Below are 21,814 nucleotides of genomic sequence, written 5' to 3' on the forward strand. Positions count from 1 at the left end.
TGACGGAGAAGACGATGTTAGTATGGGGTGTCATGATGATGGAGTGACAAATGTCATTTTCTTTCTCACCGCCGGTGTCTAGGCAATCCTCCTCCTGCATATTCCAATTCATCCATCTTTTCTATCTCCCATGTCCTCTTTCTTTTAAACTGCTGTGACATTCATAGAAAGATACACTCTTCAAACCATCCGAGTGTTATGATAGACATATTGAACTTTATATTACTTTCCGGCTGAAAGGAGCCAATCATGAACGAAGCGATTTTGTCTAGAAATCATGTGAAGGTGAAAGGCAGCGGCAAAGCATCTATCATGTTCGCACCTGGTTTTGGATGCGATCAAAGTGTGTGGAATGCCGTGGCACCTGCCTTTGAAGAAGATCATCGGGTGATTTTATTTGATTACGTCGGTTCGGGACATTCAGATTTGCGCGCATATGACCTGAATCGTTACCAGGCACTTGACGGCTATGCCCAGGATGTTCTTGAGGTTTGTGAAGCTTTAGATCTAAAGGAAACCGTGTTTGTGGGGCACTCCGTCGGGGCCTTGATTGGGATGCTTGCATCCATCCGCCGCCCCGAGCTTTTTTCCCATCTGGTGATGGTGGGGCCTTCTCCTTGCTATTTGAATGATCCGCCTGAGTATTACGGAGGATTTGAAGAGGAGCAGCTCCTTGGCTTGCTGGAGATGATGGAGAAAAATTATATCGGCTGGGCAACTGTATTTGCGGCAACCGTGCTGAATCAGCCAGATCGGCCTGAAATTAAGGAAGAGCTTGAAAGCCGTTTTTGTTCTACTGATCCTGTCATTGCCCGCCAATTCGCGAAAGCGGCGTTTTTTTCTGATCACCGAGAGGATCTTTCGAAGGTAACGGTTCCCTCTCTTATTCTCCAATGTGCAGATGATATCATCGCACCTGCAACAGTAGGTAAGTATATGCACCAGCATCTGCCTTATAGCAGTCTGAAACAAATGGAGGCTCGCGGACATTGCCCTCATATGAGCCATCCAGATGAGACGATACAGCTGATCGGCGATTATTTAAAAGCATACGTGTGATATAGGCACGAAAGGGATAGAGGTGACCCTCTTAGATGGACAAACAATTGAATGATGCACCATGCGGTTTCCTCGCTTTGTCAGAAGAGGGGTCGATCATAGCTGCCAACCATACCCTTATCAAGATTCTGGATTATGAACCGGAGCAGGTTATCGGCCAGCACATGAATATGATGTTGACCATTCCCGCACAGCTTTTCTGCCAGCTTTATTTTTTTCCGCTTTTGAAATTGGAGCATCACATCGAAGAAATATACATTTCCCTGAAAGCAAGAGATGGAGAAGAAATTCCCGTCCTTATCAATGCTACTGCGAGACACGATAGCGGGGCTTCTGTCTTTGATTGTGTTCTGATTCCAATGCGAAAGCGAAATGAATATGAAAATGAGCTGCTGATAGCCAGAAATGAGGCTCAGGAAGCTTTGCTTGCCAAACAGAAAGCCAATGCGGAGTTAGAAATTGCCTTGGAAACGCTGAAAGCAAAACAAGAAGAACTTCTTGAGATCAATAAACAAAATCAACAATTTAAATTAAACACCAAAAGAGAGCTTGAACTCGCCAGAAAGATCCAGAAAAACTCGTTGACTGAACCGATTGTAAACGATCAGGTTCAGATTGACTCTTATTACAATGCATCGAGTGAATTGTCAGGTGATCTTTACGGATATTATCAAATCGATGAACACCGTTACGGCATTATTATCCTTGATGTGATGGGGCACGGAATTTCATCTGCATTGATTACGATGTCTCTTCATCCTTTGTTCCAGCGCCAGATCACACAAGGTCTCAGCCCCGTAAAAGTTATGAAGGAATTGGACCGGCACCTTCACAGCTTGTTTCAAAATGATGAGGAAGCAAGACATTATTGCACTGCTATTTATCTCGAGATTGACATAGCACGGCAAAGAATTGATTATGTCAACGCAGGGCATCCGCCGGCACTTTGGCAGGACGATAGCGGAACTCAACATCTGCTTCACGCGACTTCGCCTCCGATCGGGATGTTTGAAGACTTAGCGTTTCAGTCAAGCAGCCTTTCATACACGGAGGGCGGAAGATTGCTTCTGTATACGGATGGCGTGATGGATCCTGCGGCTTCATGTTATTTATTTGATTTACTAAAAGAACATCCTGATTCGCCGATCACTGACCTGAAGGAGAAAATCCTAACATCACTCCAGCATCAAAAGGAAGCTCATCATAAGAGTGATGACGAATGTTTTATATTAGTTGATGTAAAATAAAATGATCCATGAGACATAACAATGATTTGTTACATCTCATGGATTTTTTTGTTTCAGCGTTTCTTTGGAATATGTCCTGACTCCGCATATTGAAACACCTGCAAGGAAGGCAGCGGGTGTCCATGAAAATCAAATAAAGCTTGATTATCTACAGCACTTCCCCCATACCACTTCCCGGCGTCTTCAGGGTCGTATTCAGCAGCATAGCTGGAGGCCCACCCTGACCCGTATGTTTCCCATAACACTTTGTTTTTCTCTATCTGTGTCTTCGGCCCGACTGGAATCCACGCCGGCTCCCAGTAGAAAACACCAAGTCCTGCTTTGCCCGTATTCGCCACTGCCTCCACTACATCTCTTACTGCAGTTGCCTGGCCTTGAACAGAAATTGGATATGGCAGCGTCTGCCCGCTTTTTGGTGCTGTATTTCCATGCCCATCGCCATCCTCAGCGGTATAGGTGTACGATGTCTCCGCCACCATGACTTTTTTGCCGTACGTGTTGGCAACAGCCTTCAGCACGGAGGTCAAATTTTGTAATGTGCCATGCCAGAAAGGATAATAGGAGCTCGCAAACACATCATAATCCACTTTGTTTTTGCTGAGTGTTTCCGCAATAAATGAATACCTTCCAGCCGTTTCAGGATTGGTAAAATGCAGGGCGACCAAAATATTTGAATTTGTCTCCCTGACCGCTCGGCTTCCTTCATTAAATAATTGGCACATCTTCGTCCAATCAGTCTCACCGGCAAATCCTCCTGTTGTTTCATTTCCGACCTGAACCATGCCGATGTCAACGCCTTCCTTGATCATCTTTTGCAGGCTTTGTTTCGTATACTCATAGAGCTTTGCTTTTTTTGCTTCAAAGCTAAGATTCGCCCAGGCTTTGGGCACCTTTTGTTTCGCTGGATCGGCCCAGAAATCAGAGTAGTGAAAGTCGGCCAGCACCCTCATTCCGTTCGCTGTCGCTCTTTTTCCGATTTCGATGGCTTTTTGAACATCATTGTTCCCCCCGCCATACCCATTGCCATTTGAATCATACGGGTTATTCCAGATGCGGACGCGAACATAGTTGACCCCAGCCTGTTTTAAGGTTGTAAAGATGTCCTGGCGTTTTCCGCTTGTATTGTAAAAGGTGACACCGCTGTTTTCCAAAGCAATAACGCTGGATACATCTGCCCCTTTGATAAAGTCCTTGTTCATTCCCTCTACTTTTTTAACAAAAAGATCCTCTGCCCGAAGGTCTGACACGTGCTTCTCCTTCTCAATGGCAGCGGCATATCCTGTTGAACTACATGCACTCCACACGATGGCAGCCGCAAAGAACATTTTCACTTTGCTTTTCATGATTTCATCCCCCCAAGACTTAGTGAGCGTTTTCATTCTATAGAAAAAAGAATCCGCCCATACCGAGCGGAGCATCAGCCTAATGTGTGTTTACGACAATTCTCACTTCATACTTTTCCATCGTCAGGTCGCCTGACAATATGTCTCCTGTCATTATGTCCTTCACACTCTGGTCAAACGTGACCAGCTGTTTTTCTTCCGTAAAGTTCATCACAAAAATATAATCATTGTCCTGATCCTGCCTCGCTTGTACGGAGACGCCTTTTCCGTGCCGAACCGGAAAAACTGGAGAAAGAGACAGGTCTGTGATCAGACCCTCATAGAAATCACGCTGAAATTGATCCTCCAAACGCGCACCGATAAAATACGCCTTGCCCTGCTGATACTCATGGCTTGTGACCGCTGGCGTGCGCGCATAAAAATCTTCTTGATACACCGCTTCCACTGAAGCTGTCTTTACATCAATCACGGTTGCATAATCCTTCATTTCGTATGTTTTGCCGCGGTAGCTGACAGCGTTTCGATCCTTCGGATACAGGGTGTCCGTTTCAAGAGGCTCAACTCCAAATATAGCTTGAAGGTCCGGATGCCATCCGCCTGTGTATGTTAAGTCATGCTCATTCACAACCCCGCTGATATACGTCATGACTAAGGTGCCGCCGTCAGCCGTAAACGCTTTTAAACGGGAAATGGTGTCCTCGCTGATTAAATACAGCATCGGGACGATCAGCAGTTTATATGGTGAAAAGTCTTGTTCTTTCGTGATGACGTCGACAGGGATATCGTGTTCCCAGAATGTGCGGTAATGCTGCTGAAGCGTTTGCGGATAACGTTTTGTCGCCTTCGCAAACCCCTGAGCATCCTCGAGCGCCCAATGATTTTCCCAGTCATATAAAATCGCGGTTTGAGCCGGCCTCTTCGTTCCGACAACTTCGGACAGCCGTTCCAATGTCTCGCCTACCTTGGCTACTTCTTGAAAGACGCGGTTCTTCGGGCTATTGTCATGATCCACAACCGCTCCGTGTAATTTTTCTGATGACCCCCGTGATTTGCGGTATTGGAAATAGAGAACGCTGTCCGAGCCGTGGGCAATCATTTGCATGGATGACAGCAGATTCATGCCCGGGCGCTTTGCCTTGTTGACGTTATGCCAATTGACCGCGCTTGGCGTACACTCCATTAATAAGAAAGGCTGCTGCTTCAAGCTTCGGTACAGATCGTTGATAAAACCGACCTTCATCGCCAAATCAGCTGTGCTTTCCCAGTCATTGTGCCAGACAGGATAAGCGTCCCAGCTGATGACATCGACATGCTTTGCAAATTTGCTGTAGTCGAGGCCCTGATACGGGATCAAATCCGGTGTGTCAGCCATAAAATTCGTTGTGATAGGGATATCAGGCGTCAGTTCTTTCAGCGGAATGATTTCATTTTTATAAAACGAAATCGTTTGATCGGTGACGAACCGGCGCCAATCTAAATTCAGGCCATGCAAGCCATTTTCACCGATCGGCGAAGGGCTTTCAATTTGTGACCAGTCATTGAACGTATGGCTCCAAAAAGGAGTCCACCACGCATGGTTCAATGCCTTGAGGCTGTTGTCATATTTCGATTTCAGCCACTCCCGGAAAGCATGCTGGCATAGATCACAGTGGCAATCTCCCCCGTATTCGTTTGAAATGTGCCACATTAACAGCGCCGGGTGATGTCCGTATCGTTCTGCTAATAAGCGGTTGATGTGCCGTGTTTTTTCTCGGTAGACTTTAGATGTGAGGCAGTGGTTGTGCCTTCCGCCGTGCAGCTGTTTGACGCGGGAGGCATTGACGCGCAAAACTTCCGGATAGGTTTGCGACAGCCAGGCCGGACGGGCTCCGCTCGGTGTTGCTAATATGACCCGGCCGCCTATACTGTGAATCCGCTCAAAAATATCATCCAGCCATTCAAATTGATATACGCCCTCCTCCGGCTCAAGTGCGCTCCATGCAAAAATGCCGACAGAAAACGTATTCGTATGAGAAAGCTTCATCAGTTTGATATCGTCAGCTAAAATATCGGGGCGATCCAGCCACTGATCGGGGTTGTAGTCTCCCCCATGAAGCATAAATTCCGCTTCGGTTACGTGCGTTTTTTCAAGCTTTGACATCACATTCTCCTCCTTGTTCTCTTAACCCTTCGTTCCGCCTGCGGTTAATCCGGACACAAAATTCTTTTGCAGCATGATAAAGATGACGGCAACCGGTATGCTGATAAGCAGGGCTCCGGCCGCAAATGTCGTATAGCTGGCCCCCATGACATCATTCACTAAATTGAATAGACCGACGGGCAATGTATATGATTCAGGCGTTCTCAATATGGTTGAGGACAGCACAAAATCTCCGAGCGGACCTGTAAAGCCGTTCATGGCCACGACTGCCGCCATCGGTTTTGATAATGGCAGAATGATCTGGAAGAAGATTCTGGTGCTGCTGGCTCCGTCAATCTTGGCGCTTTCGTCTAAATCCATCGGAATGGAATCCATGTACCCTTTCATCAAATACGTATTCATCGGGATCAGGCCGCCGATATAAAGCAAGATTAGCAGCCAGTGGCTATTGATCATTCCCAAGATTTGCGCCAGCACAAACAAGGCAATTAAAGCTGAAAACTGAGGAATCATCTGCAGCAATAAAAAGAGCGTTAAAGCGTATTTCCTGCCTTTGAAGCGAAAGCGCGAAAACGCATAGGCTGTAAACGTCACACAGAGCAAAGACCCTGCCATTGTAAACAGGCTGATCTTCATAGAGTTGACATACCACTGCACATATTGAAGGCTTTCCTTGCCCGCAAATAATTCTTTGTAATGGTCGAATGTCGGATGCTTCGGAATGATGGATGTACTGATTAAGCTGTTGCCAGGGTTAAAGCTTGCGCCTGCCGTCCAAAGGAGAGGATAAACAATGATGACCGCCATAAAGGCTAGCAACAAGTAAGAGAAAAGGAGACGGATATATTTCCTGACTTTCATATCTGCCAGCATACCTTATGCCCCCTCTTTAAAAGACTTTGTCTGTCTGAATTGCCACAATGCGATGGAGATAACAAATACAGATAATAAAATGGTTAAAGCCGCAGCAAGAGAATATTGGCTTGACTGCATTGTCAATTTATAAATCCATGAAACGAGGATATCTGTCCCGCCGGCTGTTGATCCGGTTACAGCCGGACCTCCGCCATTGAATAGATAGATAATATTAAAGTTATTAAAATTAAACGTAAACTGGGTAATGATAATCGGAGCCATTGCAATGAACACCATTGGAAGCGTAATGTATCTCAGCTTTGAAAAGACAGAAGCGCCATCAATCGTAGCTGCTTCATACAGATCGTCCGGGATGGATTGCAATACGCCTGTTGAGACGAGAAAGATGTACGGAAATCCAAGCCAGCCCTGCATAAGAATCAACGCAAGCCTCGACCAATTGGCATCTGTCATCCACGGAAGCGGATCTATCCCGAAGAAAGCCAGGATGTCATGATTCATCGCACCGAAGCTATCATTAAACAGCCCCGCAAAAATTAAAATCGTCACAAAACCGGGAACGGCCCATGGCAAAATCAGAATCGTCCGAAAAAAACGTTTAAACCGAAGGTCTTTCTGGTTCACAATGATCGCGAGAAAAATCCCCAAGCTGACTTGCAGTGTGGATGCAGCAAGTGTCCAAACCACCGTCCAAGCCAGTACATCAAAAAAAGTCGACCTCCAAATATCAACTGTGAAAATATTCGCGAACGTTTGAAAACCGACCCAATCAATTAATTTTGCAGGAGGAGAATGATACAAATCATAGTTTGTAAACGCTAATGCAAAGCTGAATAAGATAGGAAAGATCACGGCGAAAATTAAAATAAACAAAGATGGGCCGCTGACGACATAAGGATAGCCCTCAGAAATGATATGCTGGTATTGTTCCTTTAAGGAACTTAATGGCTTATTTTCATCACGCTGTTTTCCGCTTTGGAACGCATCGCGAAAATTCACATAATACACCGCAAGGCCAAAGCAGGTCACGATGACAGCAATAATCCCTTCCGCCAGCAGAAAAACGGAATTATCCCGCGGCACTTCTGTTCCCAGTGTAAAGATTCCCCAAAACCCCATATTGAGCAGATCTCCAAAGACCGCAAAAAACGATGCGCCTAAGAAAAGAAAGACAATACCTTTTATCCATTGCTTGTTATAAAATTGCCCGAGTCCCGGAATGATAGAAAGCAACAAAGCGACTTGACGATGCTGCACCGTTTTCACCTCTCTTACAATACAAATCTAGCTTTCTCTTTATTTTCCGCTGTGCTTTGCCTTAATTTGTCCTTTGGCCGTTTCAGCGGCTTGATCCAATGCTTGTTTCGGATCTGCCTTCCCTGTTGCAACCGTCTGTAATGCTGAATCAGCCGGCGTCCATATTTCATTCATTTCCGGAATATTTGGGGTTGGCTCTGAGAAACGGGATTGTTCAGTAACAGCCCGTGCCGCCTCGCTTTTCATAATAGCCGGGTCATTGGCTAGGGATTTCACAGCAGGAACTTCTTTCGTCTCTTCATATCGTGTTTTAGAATTTTTTTCATTTGCCAGGAAAACGGCTAATTCTTGCGCCAGCTCTGCATTCTTTGAAAATGCACTGACGTTGTAGCTTTTGACGCCGATAAAGGAGCTCATGTTTTTCCCATTTTCCAGCTTCGGCAGTTTCGTAATGCCATAATTGATTCCTGCTTTCGAAAAGGCTTCTACATTCCATGGACCAGAAATAATTGCGGCGGCTTTTCCTTCTGTGAACAGCGATTCCAATACGTTAATCCCTTGTTCTCCAATAATGCCAGCCGGGAACAGGCCATCTTTGTAAAACTTCTGAATCAGCGCCGCACCTTTGACAGCTCCTTCATTATTGATTCCAATGTCTGACGGGTTATAGCTCCCATCTTTGTCCTTTCCAAAAATGTATCCGCCATATCCGCTCATCACACTTTCTGCATAATAAATTTGATCGAATAGGGCTAAAAAGCCAAATTTGCTGCCATCAGCTGTCTTTTTGGAATAGTCGTACCACTCTTCCAGCGTTTTGGGCAATTCCTTTTCTGTGATGAGATCTTTGTTGTAAAAAAGCACAGTCGTTTCGACCGCTTTTGGCAGTCCATAAAGCTTTTGATCTACCATTTGAGACTGAATGGAAGCGTCAGTATAAAGTGATTGAACGTCTTTTTTGACATGTAATTCCTTGAGTAATCCTTCCGTGACAGCGGTTCCGATTTGGTCCCCTGGCATTGTTAACACGTCAGGGCCTGTGCCGGCCGGTCCGTCCATTCGCAAATCTTCAATCTGCTTGGCATACGGTTTTTCAACGACTTTGACCTTCACATCATGCTCTTTTTCAAACACAGCAACGGCGTCTTTAATGCCGATGCTCTTTTCTTTATCCTCCCATACAACAAGCTCTGACCCTTTTGAACTCGATTTGGCGCTGCTGCTTTCCTTTGGGCCGCAAGCCGCCAAGGATAAACTGACAGCTGCGCAGAGCATGAATACGGAACACTTTTTTGCCATTTTCATTGATTGTCACCCTTTCGGTAGAAATGAAAGCGTTTTAAAGATAATATAGCACGCCTGAGAAAATGTGTAAACAAACTATTTACCTCACGGAGTAAATTTTTTTACCTAAATAAAAAATGACTTAGTGTCCTAAGTCATCCTTAATTCATACTCTTCCTGACGATTAATTCTGCGCCCACATATAATGTTTTTACCGTTCTTCTCTTGTCCTGCACTTGTTCAAGCAGTAATTGAACAGCATTTTTACATAATTCATGTATATCAATATGAAACGTCGTCAGAGGAGGCGAGACATACTTCGCGAAGCTGATGTTGTTGATACTCACAATGCTTACCCTGTTTGGTATGGCAATTCCTTTTTCGTTCAGGGCTTGCAGACAGCCCACTGCAATCGGGTCCGCTGCAATCATAAAAGCAGTCGGAAGCTGATCGCCTAATGTGTCGATCGCTGCTGACATCAGGCGGTAGCCGTTTTCTACAGAGAATCCGCGATGACAAAAAATATAGCGCTCGTCCAGCATGGCTTTTTCCCTCATATAGGATCTGAAGGTTTGTTCACGGATGTCCATTTCATCCTGATTGGTATTCGGATTTTTGTATGTGCCGCCGATAAAACCGATGCTCTTATGCCCCTTCTCAGTCAGGATGTTTACCGTCTTCTTTGTCATTTGTGCCAAATCGGGCCTTACCGAATCAAAATGATCGGGATCAGGAGCTGAATCGATGAACACGCCATTTTCAGTGAGATTTCTGAGGAAAGCCAGCTCTTCATCTGAAAATGTGCCAACGGCAATAAACCCTTCCGTATGTTCAGGAATGCTCTCGATTCCATCCGCTATTTTATAAGTGGTCATATCGACATTGAATGCTTTCGCCAGTTTCTCTACTTCTAATCTCATCGTTTTAAAATAGACATCTTCTAATTCTTCTTTATCTGTCAGCCAATATAAAAACGCAATATGTTTCACCAGCGGCCTTACTGTTTTTTTGCGGTAATTGAGCTTTTCCGCCGCTTCATAGATTTTCTCCCGTGTCTCATCAGGAACAGAAAGGCTTTCATCGTTATTTAAAACGCGGGAAACGGTTGAGATTGAAAATCCCGCTTCCTGCGCGATATCTTTAATTGTCGCCATTGTATCTGCCTCCATTATTCAGCTCGGATTGTTTTAGTAAAATATTTTACTTTATTTTTCACAAATGTCAAGTGCACAAAGCCCTCTGGCTTCCATGTAAAAAGACTGAACCATTTGCGGCTCAGTCTCAGTTGTTCGTATCATTCGGAACCGGCGGAATTGCCCGGGAAATGAGTTGGTTATTGCACATTTTCCTCGAAATATCCCGAAAGCACATCTTCCACATTCGTCAAATGCGCCAGCATGGCGGCTTCCGCCTGTACACCGTTCCCGGCAGCCACAGCATTGTAAATCCGTTCGTGCTCCTCATACAGCCGCTGAACGGAGGTCTTCTTGGAAAACAGCCAGATTTTCCTCGTTTCCCTCATTGTTTCCAGCAGCAATGATGACACGTGATTCATCAAGTGTTTAAGAAGTTCATTTTGAGAAGCGTCCGCAAGCGCAAGATGAAATGCGAAGTCTGCTTTCTCTCCCAGCTCCCCGTCCGCTTCAATGCTGCCCATTTCCTTTAGTGCATCCTGAATTCTTTCGAGATCTGCTTCTGTCCTTTTTTCAGCCGCTAGTGAAGCCACGCCGATTTCAAGCAGTTTTCTGACCTCGAGCAGCTGCTTGACGTCCTCTTTTTTCATCAGAAGGGCCGCTGAGAGCGGCTGAGAGATTTGATTGAGCTCAAATTCCTTCAGATACGTGCCTTCTCCCTGTTTCATTTCGACAAGCCCCATCGCTTTTAGCGCAGAAAGTGCTTCGCGAACCGCTGAACGGCTGACTTGAAAGCTCTCAGCAAGCGCCTGTACAGAGTCCAGTTTATCCCCCGGCTTCAATTCGCCGTTTTTGATCATATCTAATAGGGCATCTGCTACTTCTTCATATATTTTTTTTGTTTTAATCTGTTTGTATTTCAATGCAATTCACCCCGTAACTTGTAGGTCTGGCTGTTTACGATCTATTATACTCTGTTTTGTGGGCCGCCAAAAGATTTTGACTATTTTGTCAAAAAGTCTTGTACTTTGATTTTTTTCAAAATATAATGCTAGGTAACTGGTCTTATTACCCAGTCATCAGATGATCATATCATCTATAGAAACCGCTTACATATGGCCAGTTTATGTTTCAAGGAGGGGTTTGGGATGCAATGGACACAGGCATATACGCCTATAGGGGGAAATTTGCTATTATCAGCGCTTGCCGCACTTGTACCGATTATTTTCTTTTTTTGGGCACTCGCGATTAAACGGATGAAGGGGTATACAGCAGGCTTGGCCACATTGGGGATCGCCCTTGTCATTGCTGTATTGGTTTATCGGATGCCTGCGGAAAAAGCGCTGATGTCCGCGACACAAGGAGCCGTATACGGAATGTTGCCGATCGGCTGGATCATTGTGACGTCTGTTTTTTTGTATAAAATCACTGTGAAAACGGGACAGTTTGATATCATTCGCAGCTCTGTTCTCTCGATTACTGATGACCGACGGCTTCAAGCTCTCTTGATCGCTTTTTCATTCGGGGCTTTTTTAGAAGGGGCAGCAGGCTTCGGAGCGCCGGTCGCCATTTCTGCCGCGCTGCTGGTCGGTCTCGGCTTTAATCCTCTTTATGCTGCGGGGATCTGTTTGATCGCCAATACGGCGCCGGTTGCCTTCGGGGCGATTGGGATTCCAATTACAGCCGTAGAAGGGCCGACAGGGATTCCGGCGATGGAGATTTCGCAAATGGTCGGGCGGCAGCTGCCGTTTTTATCCGTATTTATTCCTCTTTATTTAATCATCATCATGAGCGGGTTCAGGAAAGCCTTGGAGATCTGGCCGGCGATTCTCGTATCTGGTGTTTCCTTTGCTGTTGTTCAATATCTCAGTTCCAATTTTTTAGGGCCTGAGCTGCCCGATGTTTTGTCAGCTCTTGTTTCAATGGCTGCACTTGCTGTGTTTTTGAAATGGTGGAAGCCGAAAACAACATTCCGGTTTGCCGGTGAACAAGAGTCGGCCGCCTCAATTGAAACGGCGCGCACAAATCCGGCGGCGCCTGCGTACAGCGGCGGACAGATTTTTAAGGCTTGGTCGCCATTTCTGCTGCTGACGGCGATGATTTCCGTATGGGGCATTCCATCTGTCAAATCTGCACTAACCGGGCATTATGAAGGCTCTGCGGTGTTCTTGAAGTGGCTGAATGCTGTTGGAGAAAAACTGACTTTTGCCCCCGGTGTGCCTTTTTTGAACAATCAGATTGTCAATGCTGACGGTACGCCGATTGAGGCGGTTTACAAGCTTGAGGTGCTTGGTTCAGCCGGCACCGCGATATTGATTGCCGCAGTGCTGTCAAAGTTCATCACGGCGATTTCGTGGAAAGACTGGGGAACCGTTTTTAAAGAAACAGTCCAGGAATTGAAGCTTCCGATTTTGACCATCGCTTCTGTCGTTGGTTTTGCCTATGTCACCAACTCCTCGGGAATGAGCACGACACTCGGGATGACACTCGCGCTGACAGGTTCGATGTTTACCTTCTTTTCGCCCGTCCTCGGCTGGCTCGGCGTCTTCATTACCGGCTCGGATACTTCCGCCAACCTGCTGTTCGGCAACCTGCAGAAAGTCACCGCATTATCAGTCGGCATGGACCCCGTTCTGTCTGTGGCCGCCAACTCTTCAGGCGGTGTCACAGGAAAAATGATTTCACCGCAGTCGATAGCGGTGGCGTGCGCCGCGGTAGGACTCGCCGGAAAGGAGTCAGATCTTTTCCGCTTTACCATTAAACACAGTCTGTTTTTGCTGCTGCTCGTCTGTATCATCACCTTTTTGCAGCATCACATATTCAGCTGGATGATTCCTTAAAAAAATCCTCCCGTCTAGGGAGGATTTTATTTATATCGCTTTCTCGCTGCCGATGACGGAATATTCATTTGATCGCGATATTTTGCCACGGTGCGTCTCGAGATTTGGATGCCGTGTTGTTCATACAGCAAATCGACAAGCTTTTGGTCTGAAAGCGGTTTTGTTTTGTCCTCTTGATTGATCAGGTCTTCAAGATGCATTTTGACTGCATAATTCGACGCATCTCCCTCTCCTGAAGCCTCGGCTTTTGCTGAGAAAAAGAGCTTCATCTCAAACAGCCCATAAGGCGTTTGTATTGTTTTCCCTTTAATGGCCCGGCTCACAGTTGATTCATGAAGGCTTAGACAGTCCGCCACCTCTCTGAGAGTCAGCGGCTTCATTGCGCTTCGCCCTTTCAGAAAGAAATCCTTTTGGCGTGTGATCAGTTCATTGATAATTCTCGTGATTGTCTGTTTTCGCTGCCGCAGCGCGCGGCTCAGCCAGCGCCACTCCTGATATTTCGCAGATAAATAGGAGACAGTATCCTGACAGGAGCCGGATGATAAAAGCGTTCTGTACTGCGGATGCAGATCGATCTCGGGAAACGAGCGGGTATTCAGCTCCGCTGCGATGTGCCCATTTTTTACGGTGATAAAAATGTCAGGCTCAATATACACATCTTGCTCTGGCCGGGCAAACAGAAGGCCAGGTCTAGGATGAAGAGCCGCGATATCATCTGAGATATCTTGAATGGTATGAAGCGGAATTCCCGTCTCCACTGAAAGCGCTTTCCATTTTTTTTGCGCAAAAGCATCAAAATGAGCTGAAACCAGCATTTCCGCTTGTTCATTTCTGTTCGGCAGCCGCTGTAATTGAAGAAGGATGCATTCCTGCAAAGATCTCGCGCCGATTCCAGCCGGTTCTAATGACTGGAGTTTTGCCAAAACAGCCTCCGTTTCCTTAACCGATACAGATAGGCGCCGTGCTGCCTCCTCCACATCTTCTTCCAAGTATCCATTTGAATCAAGCGAATAAATCAGATAATTAAAAATCTTTTTTTCAGTGTTTGTCAGATTCATATCGAGTGACTGCTGTTTTAACGCATCCTGCAATGTTTTTTGCGGATCACTTAATTGAAGGCCCGCTTCCTGTGCATTCATCCTGTTTTTGTTTGTTTTATGGTAAGATAGTGGCGGTGTGTCTGTTTCCTTTCGTTCAATAAGAGGGTTTTCCAGTGAGAGCTCATCAATGTACTCGGCGAGTTCTGCCGAATGATAGCCAAGCAGTGTGATGGCCTGCCTGAGCTCCTGTGTCAGTTGAGGCTTTAATACTTGTACTTGCTGAAGTTTCATATCCATCATGCTCACTCCCCTTTCTTCATTGTACATGATTGAGATCACACCGTATACATTTATGAAAAAGGAGCTGCCAAAGAAATGTCTGAACTTTTTTCCGTCCCTTATTTTATTGAGAATTTAAAACAGCATATTAAAATGAATCAGTCTGAGGATAAAATCCACGCGATGAACAGCTACTACCGTTCCGTCGTCTCAACACTAGTGCAGGACCAGCTGACGAAAAACGCAGTTGTCCTGAAACGGATTCAGCATTTAGATGAAGCATACAACAAAGTTAAACGTGGAGAATCAAAATAAACCTTCCGCTCACATGTGAGCAGGAAGGTTTTCCTTCTTTGAGGCGTGCTGGATGAGACGGGTGCTTGGCACGCCTTCCATCCAGGTATGAAAGTAATTGGCGTTTTTCCCGTAGGAATTATCAATGACCGTGTTTTCTTTTTGAAGAAGAGAAGACAGGATGTGGCCGTGCAGCCTTGATGTTTCCACCGATTCGTAACGGCTGAAAAACCGAATCGCTTTTTGGACGATATAATCCGAGTATTTTTCCCATATATACGCAATGGGCAAAGGGTTGCCTGCTTTTTTATTCAAGACGTTCAGCGTTTGGAGAAAAGCAATCGTCCGGCGGTCTGAAGCTGACAGCACCGTGCGCCAGTCGTAGCTTTCCGCTTCTGCGTGTTCCTGAAGCGCCTGGTTTGCTTCATGATCTGTTCGGATAAATCTCAGATTTTGATTGGACGGCTGCTGCGTGGGAATGACGGGAAACAGCTGATGAGCCATATCAGGCAGAAGCTGAATGTGATTTCTTGAAAAATAAGACTGTGCCGTAGCATAGGAGGCTTTTTCCCTTGTCATGATGTGAAGGTTCGCATGCTTAGAAAATATCTCTGCCGTCCGTTTGAGATTGTCTTTGTTTTGAAAATAAATCGATTGCGGCAGGATCACAATTTTGTGGTTCGGATAGGTTTGGACGATTTTCTCTCTAAAGCCTTGATAATACGGATACAGATCCCCGAAGTTTCCGCCTCCCTGGCAGACGATGATGAGATTAGGATCCAGCTTTCGCCCGACTGGAAAATTGTCAGGATTCCAGCGTTTTCTGACCCGAATCCCGTATTCTTTAAAGAAGGCTTCTGTTCCTTTCATAATAAATAAATCCCCTACATTCCCATATAGAGGATAGTCAGCATATATAATCTCTGATTGTTTCGGAATGACGTCGAGCAGCCCGGACAGTTTCTGTTTTAGGCTGATCATCGAATGCTTGCTGTCCATTTCTTCACCTCGGCAGTTTGGAATACGTGCAGTAGCACTTCAATGACCCGGTCTTGCTCATCTTCTGTCATATTGGACCCCGATGGGAGACAGATTCCTCGCTTGAACAGATCTTCGCATACGCTTCCTGTATCTTCATGAGAATAAAATAAAGCCGGATCAAACAGCGGCTGGGTATGGAGCGGCTTCCACAGCGGACGGGCTTCAATGTTTTCTTCAGCAAGACGTTGAACGACGTCATATGGGCTGAGCCCGTTATCAAGTGTGAGCGTGGTGAGCCAGCGATTGGATACGCCTGCTGCGTACTCCGGCATAAAGCGGACGCCGGCTATGTGACCGAGCGCATTTTTGTATCTCGTGAAAATGGTCCTTCTTTTCTCCACTCGCTCATCCAGCACCTCAAGCTGGGCAATGCCGACGCCGGCTAAGATATTGCTCAGCCTGTAATTATGTCCAATTTGACTGTGTTGATAATGAACAGCCGGCTCTCGTGCCTGCGAAGCGAGAAATCTTGCTTTTTCAATTGCGGCTTCATCATTTGAAACGAGCATCCCTCCCCCTGATGTGGTAATGATTTTGTTCCCGTTAAATGAAAAAATGCCGAAGCGCCCGAAAGTTCCGCTTTGCTTCCCTTTATAGACTGTACCCAGAGATTCGGCTGCATCCTCAATGACAGGAACTCCGTATGCATCACACAGGCTTACGATTTCATCCATTTTCGCACTCTGCCCATATAGATTGACGGCAATCACCGCTTTTGGCAGTGTTCCGTTTCTTTTCGCTTCCTCCAATGCTCTTTCAAGGGCTGTCGGCGACATATTCCACGTATCAGGCTCAGAATCAATAAAGACGGGCACCGCTTTTTCATATAAAATCGGATTGGCGGTTGCTACAAATGTGAAGGACTGGCAAAACACGCTGTCACCTTCTTTTACCTCAAGCAAACGCAGCGCGAGATGAATCGCCGCTGTTCCTGAGCTGACCGCAGCTGCTGCTTTTACACCGACTCGTTCTGCCAGCTGTTCTTCAAATGAATTCACGAGCGGCCCAAGCGGCGCGATCCAGTTTGAGCAAAAGGCTTCTGAAATATAGTGCTGCTCCCTGCCGCTCATATGAGGGGGAGATAAGTAGATTTTTTTATGCATAGAATCATCCTTTGTTTGATGTTTGAATGGAAGAAATGATGCGTGCCGGAGCACCGGCTGCCGTTACCCTGTCCGGTATGGGACGGATCACCGCGGAGCCGGCACCGACAATGCTCCAAGCCCCGATTGTAAGCTGCGGTATGACGGATGCACCGGTTCCGACATGAGCGCCTTCCTGAACGGAAACCGCTCCTGACAGCGTGACACGCGGAGACAGATGGACATAATCGCTGATCTGATTGTCGTGCTCTGCCACTGCACCCGTATTGATGATGCAATGAGCGCCGATGCGCACATCCGCCTGAATGATCGCGCCCGCCATAATCACTGTCCCTTCCCCAATGACAGCAGACTTGCTGACGATGGCTGACGGGTGAATCAATGTAATAAAATCGTCTTTCCTCAGTCCCAGTCGCTCCGCCAGCTGTTTTCTGACACTGTTATTCCCAACAGCAATCAGAAACAGCACATCAGGAATGAGCCTGCGCAGTTCAGTAACGGCTTCCGGCGGTCCTGTGTACCATTCTTTTCCGCCTTCGAACGTTTTGAATTTATCATCCAGCACCGCGGCTAAGCGCGTATCTGAGCGGACGTTTATCAGCTCTCTGATCACCTTTCCGTGACCGCCGTCACCCACAATGGCCACGTTTTTCATGAGGACACATCTCCGCTTCCGGTAAACCGTTCCGCGGTCACATGATTGGTTTGCTGAATCCCTTCTGAAACAAGGACCTTTCGCACCGTCAAACATAAAATTTTCAAATCGAGAAAAAATGACCGGTTGTCAACGTACCAAACATCTAATTCAAATTTCTTTTCCCAGGAAATCGCGTTTCTGCCATTGATTTGCGCCCAGCCTGTGATACCCGGCTTCACCTCATGGCGCCGCGCCTGTTTTTCTGTATAAAGAGGCAGATAGTCCATCAAAAGCGGGCGCGGCCCGACAAGGCTAAGATCGCCCTTCAGGACATTCAGGAGCTGCGGAAGCTCATCAATGCTCAGCTTTCTGATCAGCCTGCCCGTTTTCGTCAGCCGGACTTCATCGGGCAGCAGATTTCCCTCACTGTCTCGTTCATCCGTCATTGTCCGGAACTTATATAGGGTGAACGGTTTGCCGTGCAGGCCCGGCCTTACTTGCTTAAAGAAGACAGGTGATCCTATTTTCAGCCTGACAACGGCGATGGTGAACAGAATGATCACACTCGTACAGCACAACAAAAAAATGGCGGCCGTCAGATCAAAAAGTCGTTTCAGGATCAAAGATTCACAGCTCCTTTCATTTTTCGAAACCGTTTTAATACCAGCTGTCTTTCCTCTTTTGTACAAACGAGCATAAAAGCGAAAACAGCGTAGAAAAAGCTGACTGTCACTCCCGTCGCTATCAGTGACGGCCAGCTGTCAATCTTCACAACGAACTGAATTGCCTTACAGACCGTCCAGGCAAACACAGCGGCTGAAAGAGGCCCGATGATGCCTTTAAAGAACACGTGCTTTTTGCAGCCTGTAATGCGGGATACGTAAAGCGGCGTAAAGATGGCATTTTTTAAAATAAGAGAAATGGCCCCTGCCAATGTTATGCCGTACAGACCGAGATGAGCCGGCCCGCTCAGCGTGACCGCCAGCACCACATTCACCGCACCTAACAGCAGGGTAACAATCGCCGGTGTTTTTTGTTGATTAAAAGCGGTCCATATATAAAACAGCGGCATAAAGGCGAGGCTGACAACCAAGTATCCGGCATGAATAAATAAAAGCGGTGCTATCGACGAAAAGGACGGTCCAAGCCAGATTGTCAGAAAAGGTCCCGCCAATCCGCCCAATAAGGCAGCAGGAAGTGCAAGCAAAAGACCATTGAGCCTTACTGCCTTATTGGCGTAATTCATCAATCCTTCCATATCGCCTTTTGAATAATATGAAGTCATGATAGGCGCAAACAGGGATGCGACCGTTCCGGCCAAGCTGCGCAAAAGCAGCGGAAACTGGATAATCGCCGCGTATTTCCCGGATGCGGACGCCCCAAGCATCAAATTGGCGGTTAACAGATCAATCTGCAAAAAAAGCAGGACGCCGATTTGATTGACGGAGCTCCATGCGCCCGCTTGAAACAGCTCCTTGCTTGTGCGGAATGAAAGATCCTTCATACGAAACGAAAACCACGGAATCAGCTTTTTGAAGAAATAGAAAGACAGCACAGACGCAATGACAGCACCAGCTAAAGCTGCAAGCTGGATCTGCCAGATTTTCGGCGCAAAGCATGCAAACAGGAGCAGCACAGACAGCACACGTATAAGCATTTGCACCGCCTGAATGGAACTGGTGATATAAAGGCGGTTGGCATAAAAGGGTGCAGCACCGAAACCCGCCATCAGAAACGTTAAAATAAACAGCAAACTGCCGATCAAAATCGACAAACGCACATCAGCCAAAAGCGCTTGCGGCACATTCATGACACGGTCAATAAAAAAAGCCGAACCCGCAAGCGGCAGCAAGAGCAGCAATGAAATCAAAACAGAGGCCGCTAAATAATTGCTGATATACGCATTTGCTTTCTCCCGCTCTCCCCTGTGGGCAGCAACAGAAAAGAACCGAACGACAACCGAGCTGAGCGCCACGGTAATAATCGAAAAGTAATTAATTACATTTTGTGTCAAGTGAACAAAGCCAAACGCTTCGACACCGAGCGTTTTGACAATAAAAGGCGTCATCCAAACCGACAGGAAAACGGACAAGAGAAAAGCCGTGAGATTAGCGCTGAAGTTTATCGTGAATTTCATGCCTGCTTCGCACTGCCTTTCATTGTCCCCCGCTGCTCGAAAAACAGCTTGATGAGAAAAGTGAGCCGCCATTTACACAGTGCTAATACCAAACGCTCTCCTCTTAATAATTTCTCATGCTGAAACGGTGTATGTCTGACAGCCTGCCGCACCATGTCATAGGATAAAATCTGTCTGATCTTCTTTTTGATGTCTTTCGGCGAATTCGGAGAAGCACAGGCATTTGCCAAAAGCATCGGAAGCTGATGCCTGCAAATGTACACATTCAAATCTTCTTTACATGCGCCTGCTAAGCCGTAGTGATTGTAGAATGCGATTTTAGCCTGATATTGTTTTTGAAGATGTTCATCCATCGCCGGCTTATAAGGAATTTCTGTCAGGCTGTTCGGATTTTCACGATAGATGTACAAGCCTTCATCAAGCATTTTCACCCGCTCTGCTTCGCGAAAAGCGGACAAATTGAAGGGAGAGTCTTCCGCAAAACGGATGTCTTCATCAAACATCAGATTCGCCCTGTCAAAAAGCTCACGGCGGTAAAGATAACGCCATACATACCAGATAAATCTCGTTTCGTGAGCATGTTTAAGCCGTTCAGTCATTTCTCCTTTTGTCAGCACGCGGTTTGCCTCAAGCTGCGGCGCTACATATGTCCGCCTGTCCGATGACTGCTTGTAAAAACCGCATCCGACGATGTCGAGCTGATTTTGCTCCGCTTCTTCAGCCAGCCTCTGGAACATGGCGGATGATACATAATCGTCTCCGTCTACAAAGCCGATGTAAGTGCCCCGCGCAGCCTTTATTCCCGTATTTCGCGCTGAACTAAGCCCGCCGTTTGCCTGATGAATGACCCGGATTCTCGCATCCTGTTTTGCATAGTCCTCTGCAATTTCGCCTGAACGATCCGGTGTTCCATCATTCACGAGGATGATTTCAATATCAGAAAGCGTTTGACGAAGCAAAGAATCAATGCACTCCCCTATAAATGGTTCAACATGATACATCGGGACAATAATGCTGACGAGCGGGGTCATTGCGCTTCACCGCTGATTTTGTCACGCAGACCTTTAAAATACACATCTCTCGGAAAGCCGGCACGGGGTGTTTCTTTTGTTAAAAGCTCATTGACTGCGGCTGTTACGCGCTCTGGCTCCGGATGTTCTATCAGCTTCATGAACGGGATGTCTTTAAGCCATTGATAGCCTTCCATCACCTTATGGTCAAAGGAGCGAATGACAACACACGGCGTTCCTGTCAGCGCGCAAAAAATCATGCCATGAAGCCTGTCAGTGACGACGGCTTCTGCGCTTTGCAGCTTAGACCACAGCGCTTCAAGTTCTTGTTCGCGTGTATCGCGGCTGACCCGGCGCCCGATCGTTGTCGTAAAGGATTTGATCTCGCCGAATTCCTCAAATAACGCAGCCTTGACCCGGTTCCTCTGGTCCTCCTGAAGCACGCTTTCCTGATCCTCGCGCAAACACATATAAACCCCGTCGCGTTCTGCGGGGGTCTTGCTTCTGTCTAAATACAGCACCATGTCCGGCTGCTTCAAAATTGTTTTTTCTTGAAAATGCTGTTTCATAAATTGATACGTTGTTTCATCCCGTGCCATCAGCAACAAGCCGGGGTGCGCATTATAAATTTTCTGTGCCCGTTTCAGCTCTTTGCGCCCCTTTTTCGTGTCAGAAAAATGAGCCGTTGCTGGAAGCTGGATAACCCGATAGTCACGGAATGTTTTAATGATGAAGCGGCGCGTCCACTCCTCATAACGGTATAAATCCCCCATGTTTCCGCCGCCGATGATAAAGACCATATCCTCCGGATGGCGCGAGCGGATCAGGCTTTTTGCTGATTTGTAAATGTCCTTCATATCAACCTCGACGATGTCAAAGTCCGGGTATTCTTGCTCAAGAAATGCCTTGCTGGCATAAGCAATTGCGTGATCTCCCAAATTGTCATGGGACGGCAGCAGGGTCAGTATGATTTTTTTCTGATGTGCTGCGGCCTTTATCGGCTGATCTGCCGCTCCCAGCCAATATTGGGACGGGTATTTGACCTTAAGCAGCAGCCATTCTGCAAAATTGATTTTCAACGATTGTAACGACAT

Annotated in this window: 19 protein-coding genes; 4 read left to right on the forward strand and 15 right to left on the reverse strand. The window is 46.6% G+C overall.

Annotated elements, in window-relative coordinates; genetic code table 11:
- Window positions 1-249 precede the first annotated feature (249 nt).
- Window positions 250-1,059 carry a sigma factor SigB/phosphatase RsbP regulator RsbQ gene (rsbQ, locus tag FB592_RS01735; protein WP_122894724.1) on the forward strand — a complete coding sequence of 270 codons (810 nt, stop codon included), beginning with the start codon at window positions 250-252 and terminating at the stop codon, window positions 1,057-1,059.
- Between the two features lie 35 nt (window positions 1,060-1,094).
- On the forward strand, window positions 1,095-2,306 hold the full coding sequence (gene rsbP, locus FB592_RS01740; protein WP_141949187.1) for a phosphoserine phosphatase RsbP: 1,212 nt from the start codon (window positions 1,095-1,097) through the stop codon (window positions 2,304-2,306).
- 53 nt (window positions 2,307-2,359) lie between these two features.
- Here the strand turns inward: rsbP and ganB are convergent, their stop codons facing one another.
- From ganB to lutR, 7 genes are all read right to left on the reverse strand, one after another.
- Window positions 2,360-3,649, reverse strand: coding sequence for an arabinogalactan endo-beta-1,4-galactanase (ganB, locus tag FB592_RS01745; RefSeq protein ID WP_141949188.1), 1,290 nt, complete (start codon window positions 3,647-3,649; stop codon window positions 2,360-2,362).
- 79 nt (window positions 3,650-3,728) lie between these two features.
- A complete protein-coding gene (ganA, locus tag FB592_RS01750) occupies window positions 3,729-5,792 on the reverse strand; it encodes a beta-galactosidase GanA (protein WP_141949189.1) in 2,064 nt (687 codons plus the stop codon).
- A gap of 18 nt (window positions 5,793-5,810) precedes the next feature.
- The gene (gene ganQ / locus FB592_RS01755; protein WP_014478026.1) at window positions 5,811-6,662 is read right to left on the reverse strand and encodes a galactooligosaccharide ABC transporter permease GanQ; all 852 of its coding nucleotides are present in this window, start codon (window positions 6,660-6,662) and stop codon (window positions 5,811-5,813) included.
- Window positions 6,663-6,665: 3 nt separating this feature from the next.
- On the reverse strand, window positions 6,666-7,922 hold the full coding sequence (ganP, locus tag FB592_RS01760; RefSeq protein ID WP_141949190.1) for a galactooligosaccharide ABC transporter permease GanP: 1,257 nt from the start codon (window positions 7,920-7,922) through the stop codon (window positions 6,666-6,668).
- Between the two features lie 39 nt (window positions 7,923-7,961).
- Window positions 7,962-9,227 carry an arabinogalactan oligomer ABC transporter substrate-binding protein GanS gene (gene ganS / locus FB592_RS01765; protein WP_141949191.1) on the reverse strand — a complete coding sequence of 422 codons (1,266 nt, stop codon included), beginning with the start codon at window positions 9,225-9,227 and terminating at the stop codon, window positions 7,962-7,964.
- A gap of 140 nt (window positions 9,228-9,367) precedes the next feature.
- On the reverse strand, window positions 9,368-10,360 hold the full coding sequence (gene ganR / locus FB592_RS01770) for a galactan degradation operon transcriptional regulator GanR (RefSeq protein ID WP_141949192.1): 993 nt from the start codon (window positions 10,358-10,360) through the stop codon (window positions 9,368-9,370).
- A gap of 179 nt (window positions 10,361-10,539) precedes the next feature.
- The gene (gene lutR, locus FB592_RS01775) at window positions 10,540-11,262 is read right to left on the reverse strand and encodes an L-lactate utilization/bacilysin biosynthesis transcriptional regulator LutR (RefSeq protein WP_021480640.1); all 723 of its coding nucleotides are present in this window, start codon (window positions 11,260-11,262) and stop codon (window positions 10,540-10,542) included.
- Between the two features lie 225 nt (window positions 11,263-11,487).
- Between lutR and lutP the strand changes: the two genes are divergently transcribed.
- Window positions 11,488-13,179: an L-lactate permease LutP gene (gene lutP, locus FB592_RS01780; protein WP_141949193.1), complete on the forward strand. Its 1,692-nt coding sequence runs from the start codon at window positions 11,488-11,490 to the stop codon at window positions 13,177-13,179.
- Window positions 13,180-13,205: 26 nt separating this feature from the next.
- On the opposite strand, the gene rpoN is transcribed toward lutP, so the two are convergent.
- Window positions 13,206-14,516 (reverse strand): RNA polymerase factor sigma-54, encoded by a 1,311-nt coding sequence (gene rpoN, locus FB592_RS01785; protein WP_141949194.1) that lies wholly within the window; start codon window positions 14,514-14,516, stop codon window positions 13,206-13,208.
- 78 nt (window positions 14,517-14,594) lie between these two features.
- Between rpoN and yvfG the strand changes: the two genes are divergently transcribed.
- Window positions 14,595-14,813, forward strand: coding sequence for a protein YvfG (gene yvfG / locus FB592_RS01790; protein WP_141949195.1), 219 nt, complete (start codon window positions 14,595-14,597; stop codon window positions 14,811-14,813).
- Between the two features lie 9 nt (window positions 14,814-14,822).
- Here yvfG and FB592_RS01795 read toward each other — a convergent pair whose 3' ends face one another.
- Genes FB592_RS01795 through FB592_RS01825 form a run of 7 tightly spaced genes read right to left on the reverse strand, consistent with a single transcriptional unit; the run spans window position 14,823 to window position 21,814 of the window.
- Window positions 14,823-15,791 (reverse strand): polysaccharide pyruvyl transferase family protein, encoded by a 969-nt coding sequence (locus FB592_RS01795; RefSeq protein WP_141949196.1) that lies wholly within the window; start codon window positions 15,789-15,791, stop codon window positions 14,823-14,825.
- Window positions 15,770-16,936: a DegT/DnrJ/EryC1/StrS family aminotransferase gene (locus FB592_RS01800; RefSeq protein ID WP_141949197.1), complete on the reverse strand. Its 1,167-nt coding sequence runs from the start codon at window positions 16,934-16,936 to the stop codon at window positions 15,770-15,772. The genes FB592_RS01795 and FB592_RS01800 overlap by 22 nt, the downstream gene beginning before the upstream one ends.
- Window positions 16,937-16,940: 4 nt before the next feature.
- Window positions 16,941-17,591 carry an acetyltransferase gene (locus FB592_RS01805; protein ID WP_141949198.1) on the reverse strand — a complete coding sequence of 217 codons (651 nt, stop codon included), beginning with the start codon at window positions 17,589-17,591 and terminating at the stop codon, window positions 16,941-16,943.
- Entirely contained in the window at window positions 17,588-18,196 is a 609-nt protein-coding gene (locus FB592_RS01810; RefSeq protein WP_014480945.1) for a sugar transferase, read from the reverse strand. The genes FB592_RS01805 and FB592_RS01810 overlap by 4 nt, the downstream gene beginning before the upstream one ends.
- The gene (locus FB592_RS01815; RefSeq protein ID WP_141949199.1) at window positions 18,193-19,710 is read right to left on the reverse strand and encodes an MATE family efflux transporter; all 1,518 of its coding nucleotides are present in this window, start codon (window positions 19,708-19,710) and stop codon (window positions 18,193-18,195) included. Before FB592_RS01815 ends, FB592_RS01810 begins: the two co-directional genes overlap by 4 nt.
- On the reverse strand, window positions 19,707-20,741 hold the full coding sequence (locus tag FB592_RS01820; RefSeq protein WP_141949200.1) for a glycosyltransferase: 1,035 nt from the start codon (window positions 20,739-20,741) through the stop codon (window positions 19,707-19,709). Before FB592_RS01820 ends, FB592_RS01815 begins: the two co-directional genes overlap by 4 nt.
- Window positions 20,738-21,814: a polysaccharide pyruvyl transferase family protein gene (locus FB592_RS01825; protein ID WP_141949201.1), complete on the reverse strand. Its 1,077-nt coding sequence runs from the start codon at window positions 21,812-21,814 to the stop codon at window positions 20,738-20,740. Before FB592_RS01825 ends, FB592_RS01820 begins: the two co-directional genes overlap by 4 nt.

The sequence above is a fragment of the Bacillus sp. SJZ110 genome (genome assembly GCF_006715455.1).
GTDB classification, from domain to species: domain Bacteria; phylum Bacillota; class Bacilli; order Bacillales; family Bacillaceae; genus Bacillus; species Bacillus subtilis.

Excerpts from the sequence above, each read along its gene's own strand:
- lutP (WP_141949193.1), top strand. The coding sequence starts at position 11,488 with ATGCAATGGACACAGGCATATACGCCTATAGGGGGAAATTTGCTATTA.
- ganB (WP_141949188.1), bottom strand. The coding sequence starts at position 3,649 with ATGAAAAGCAAAGTGAAAATGTTCTTTGCGGCTGCCATCGTGTGGAGT.
- FB592_RS01795 (WP_141949196.1), bottom strand. The coding sequence starts at position 15,791 with ATGGACAGCAAGCATTCGATGATCAGCCTAAAACAGAAACTGTCCGGG.
- ganQ (WP_014478026.1), bottom strand. The coding sequence starts at position 6,662 with ATGCTGGCAGATATGAAAGTCAGGAAATATATCCGTCTCCTTTTCTCT.
- FB592_RS01800 (WP_141949197.1), bottom strand. The coding sequence starts at position 16,936 with ATGCATAAAAAAATCTACTTATCTCCCCCTCATATGAGCGGCAGGGAG.
- FB592_RS01815 (WP_141949199.1), bottom strand. The coding sequence starts at position 19,710 with ATGAAATTCACGATAAACTTCAGCGCTAATCTCACGGCTTTTCTCTTG.
- rsbQ (WP_122894724.1), top strand. The coding sequence starts at position 250 with ATGAACGAAGCGATTTTGTCTAGAAATCATGTGAAGGTGAAAGGCAGC.
- ganR (WP_141949192.1), bottom strand. The coding sequence starts at position 10,360 with ATGGCGACAATTAAAGATATCGCGCAGGAAGCGGGATTTTCAATCTCA.
- yvfG (WP_141949195.1), top strand. The coding sequence starts at position 14,595 with ATGTCTGAACTTTTTTCCGTCCCTTATTTTATTGAGAATTTAAAACAG.
- ganS (WP_141949191.1), bottom strand. The coding sequence starts at position 9,227 with ATGAAAATGGCAAAAAAGTGTTCCGTATTCATGCTCTGCGCAGCTGTC.
- rsbP (WP_141949187.1), top strand. The coding sequence starts at position 1,095 with ATGGACAAACAATTGAATGATGCACCATGCGGTTTCCTCGCTTTGTCA.
- FB592_RS01805 (WP_141949198.1), bottom strand. The coding sequence starts at position 17,591 with ATGAAAAACGTGGCCATTGTGGGTGACGGCGGTCACGGAAAGGTGATC.
- FB592_RS01825 (WP_141949201.1), bottom strand. The coding sequence starts at position 21,814 with ATGTCGTTACAATCGTTGAAAATCAATTTTGCAGAATGGCTGCTGCTT.
- FB592_RS01820 (WP_141949200.1), bottom strand. The coding sequence starts at position 20,741 with ATGACCCCGCTCGTCAGCATTATTGTCCCGATGTATCATGTTGAACCA.
- rpoN (WP_141949194.1), bottom strand. The coding sequence starts at position 14,516 with ATGGATATGAAACTTCAGCAAGTACAAGTATTAAAGCCTCAACTGACA.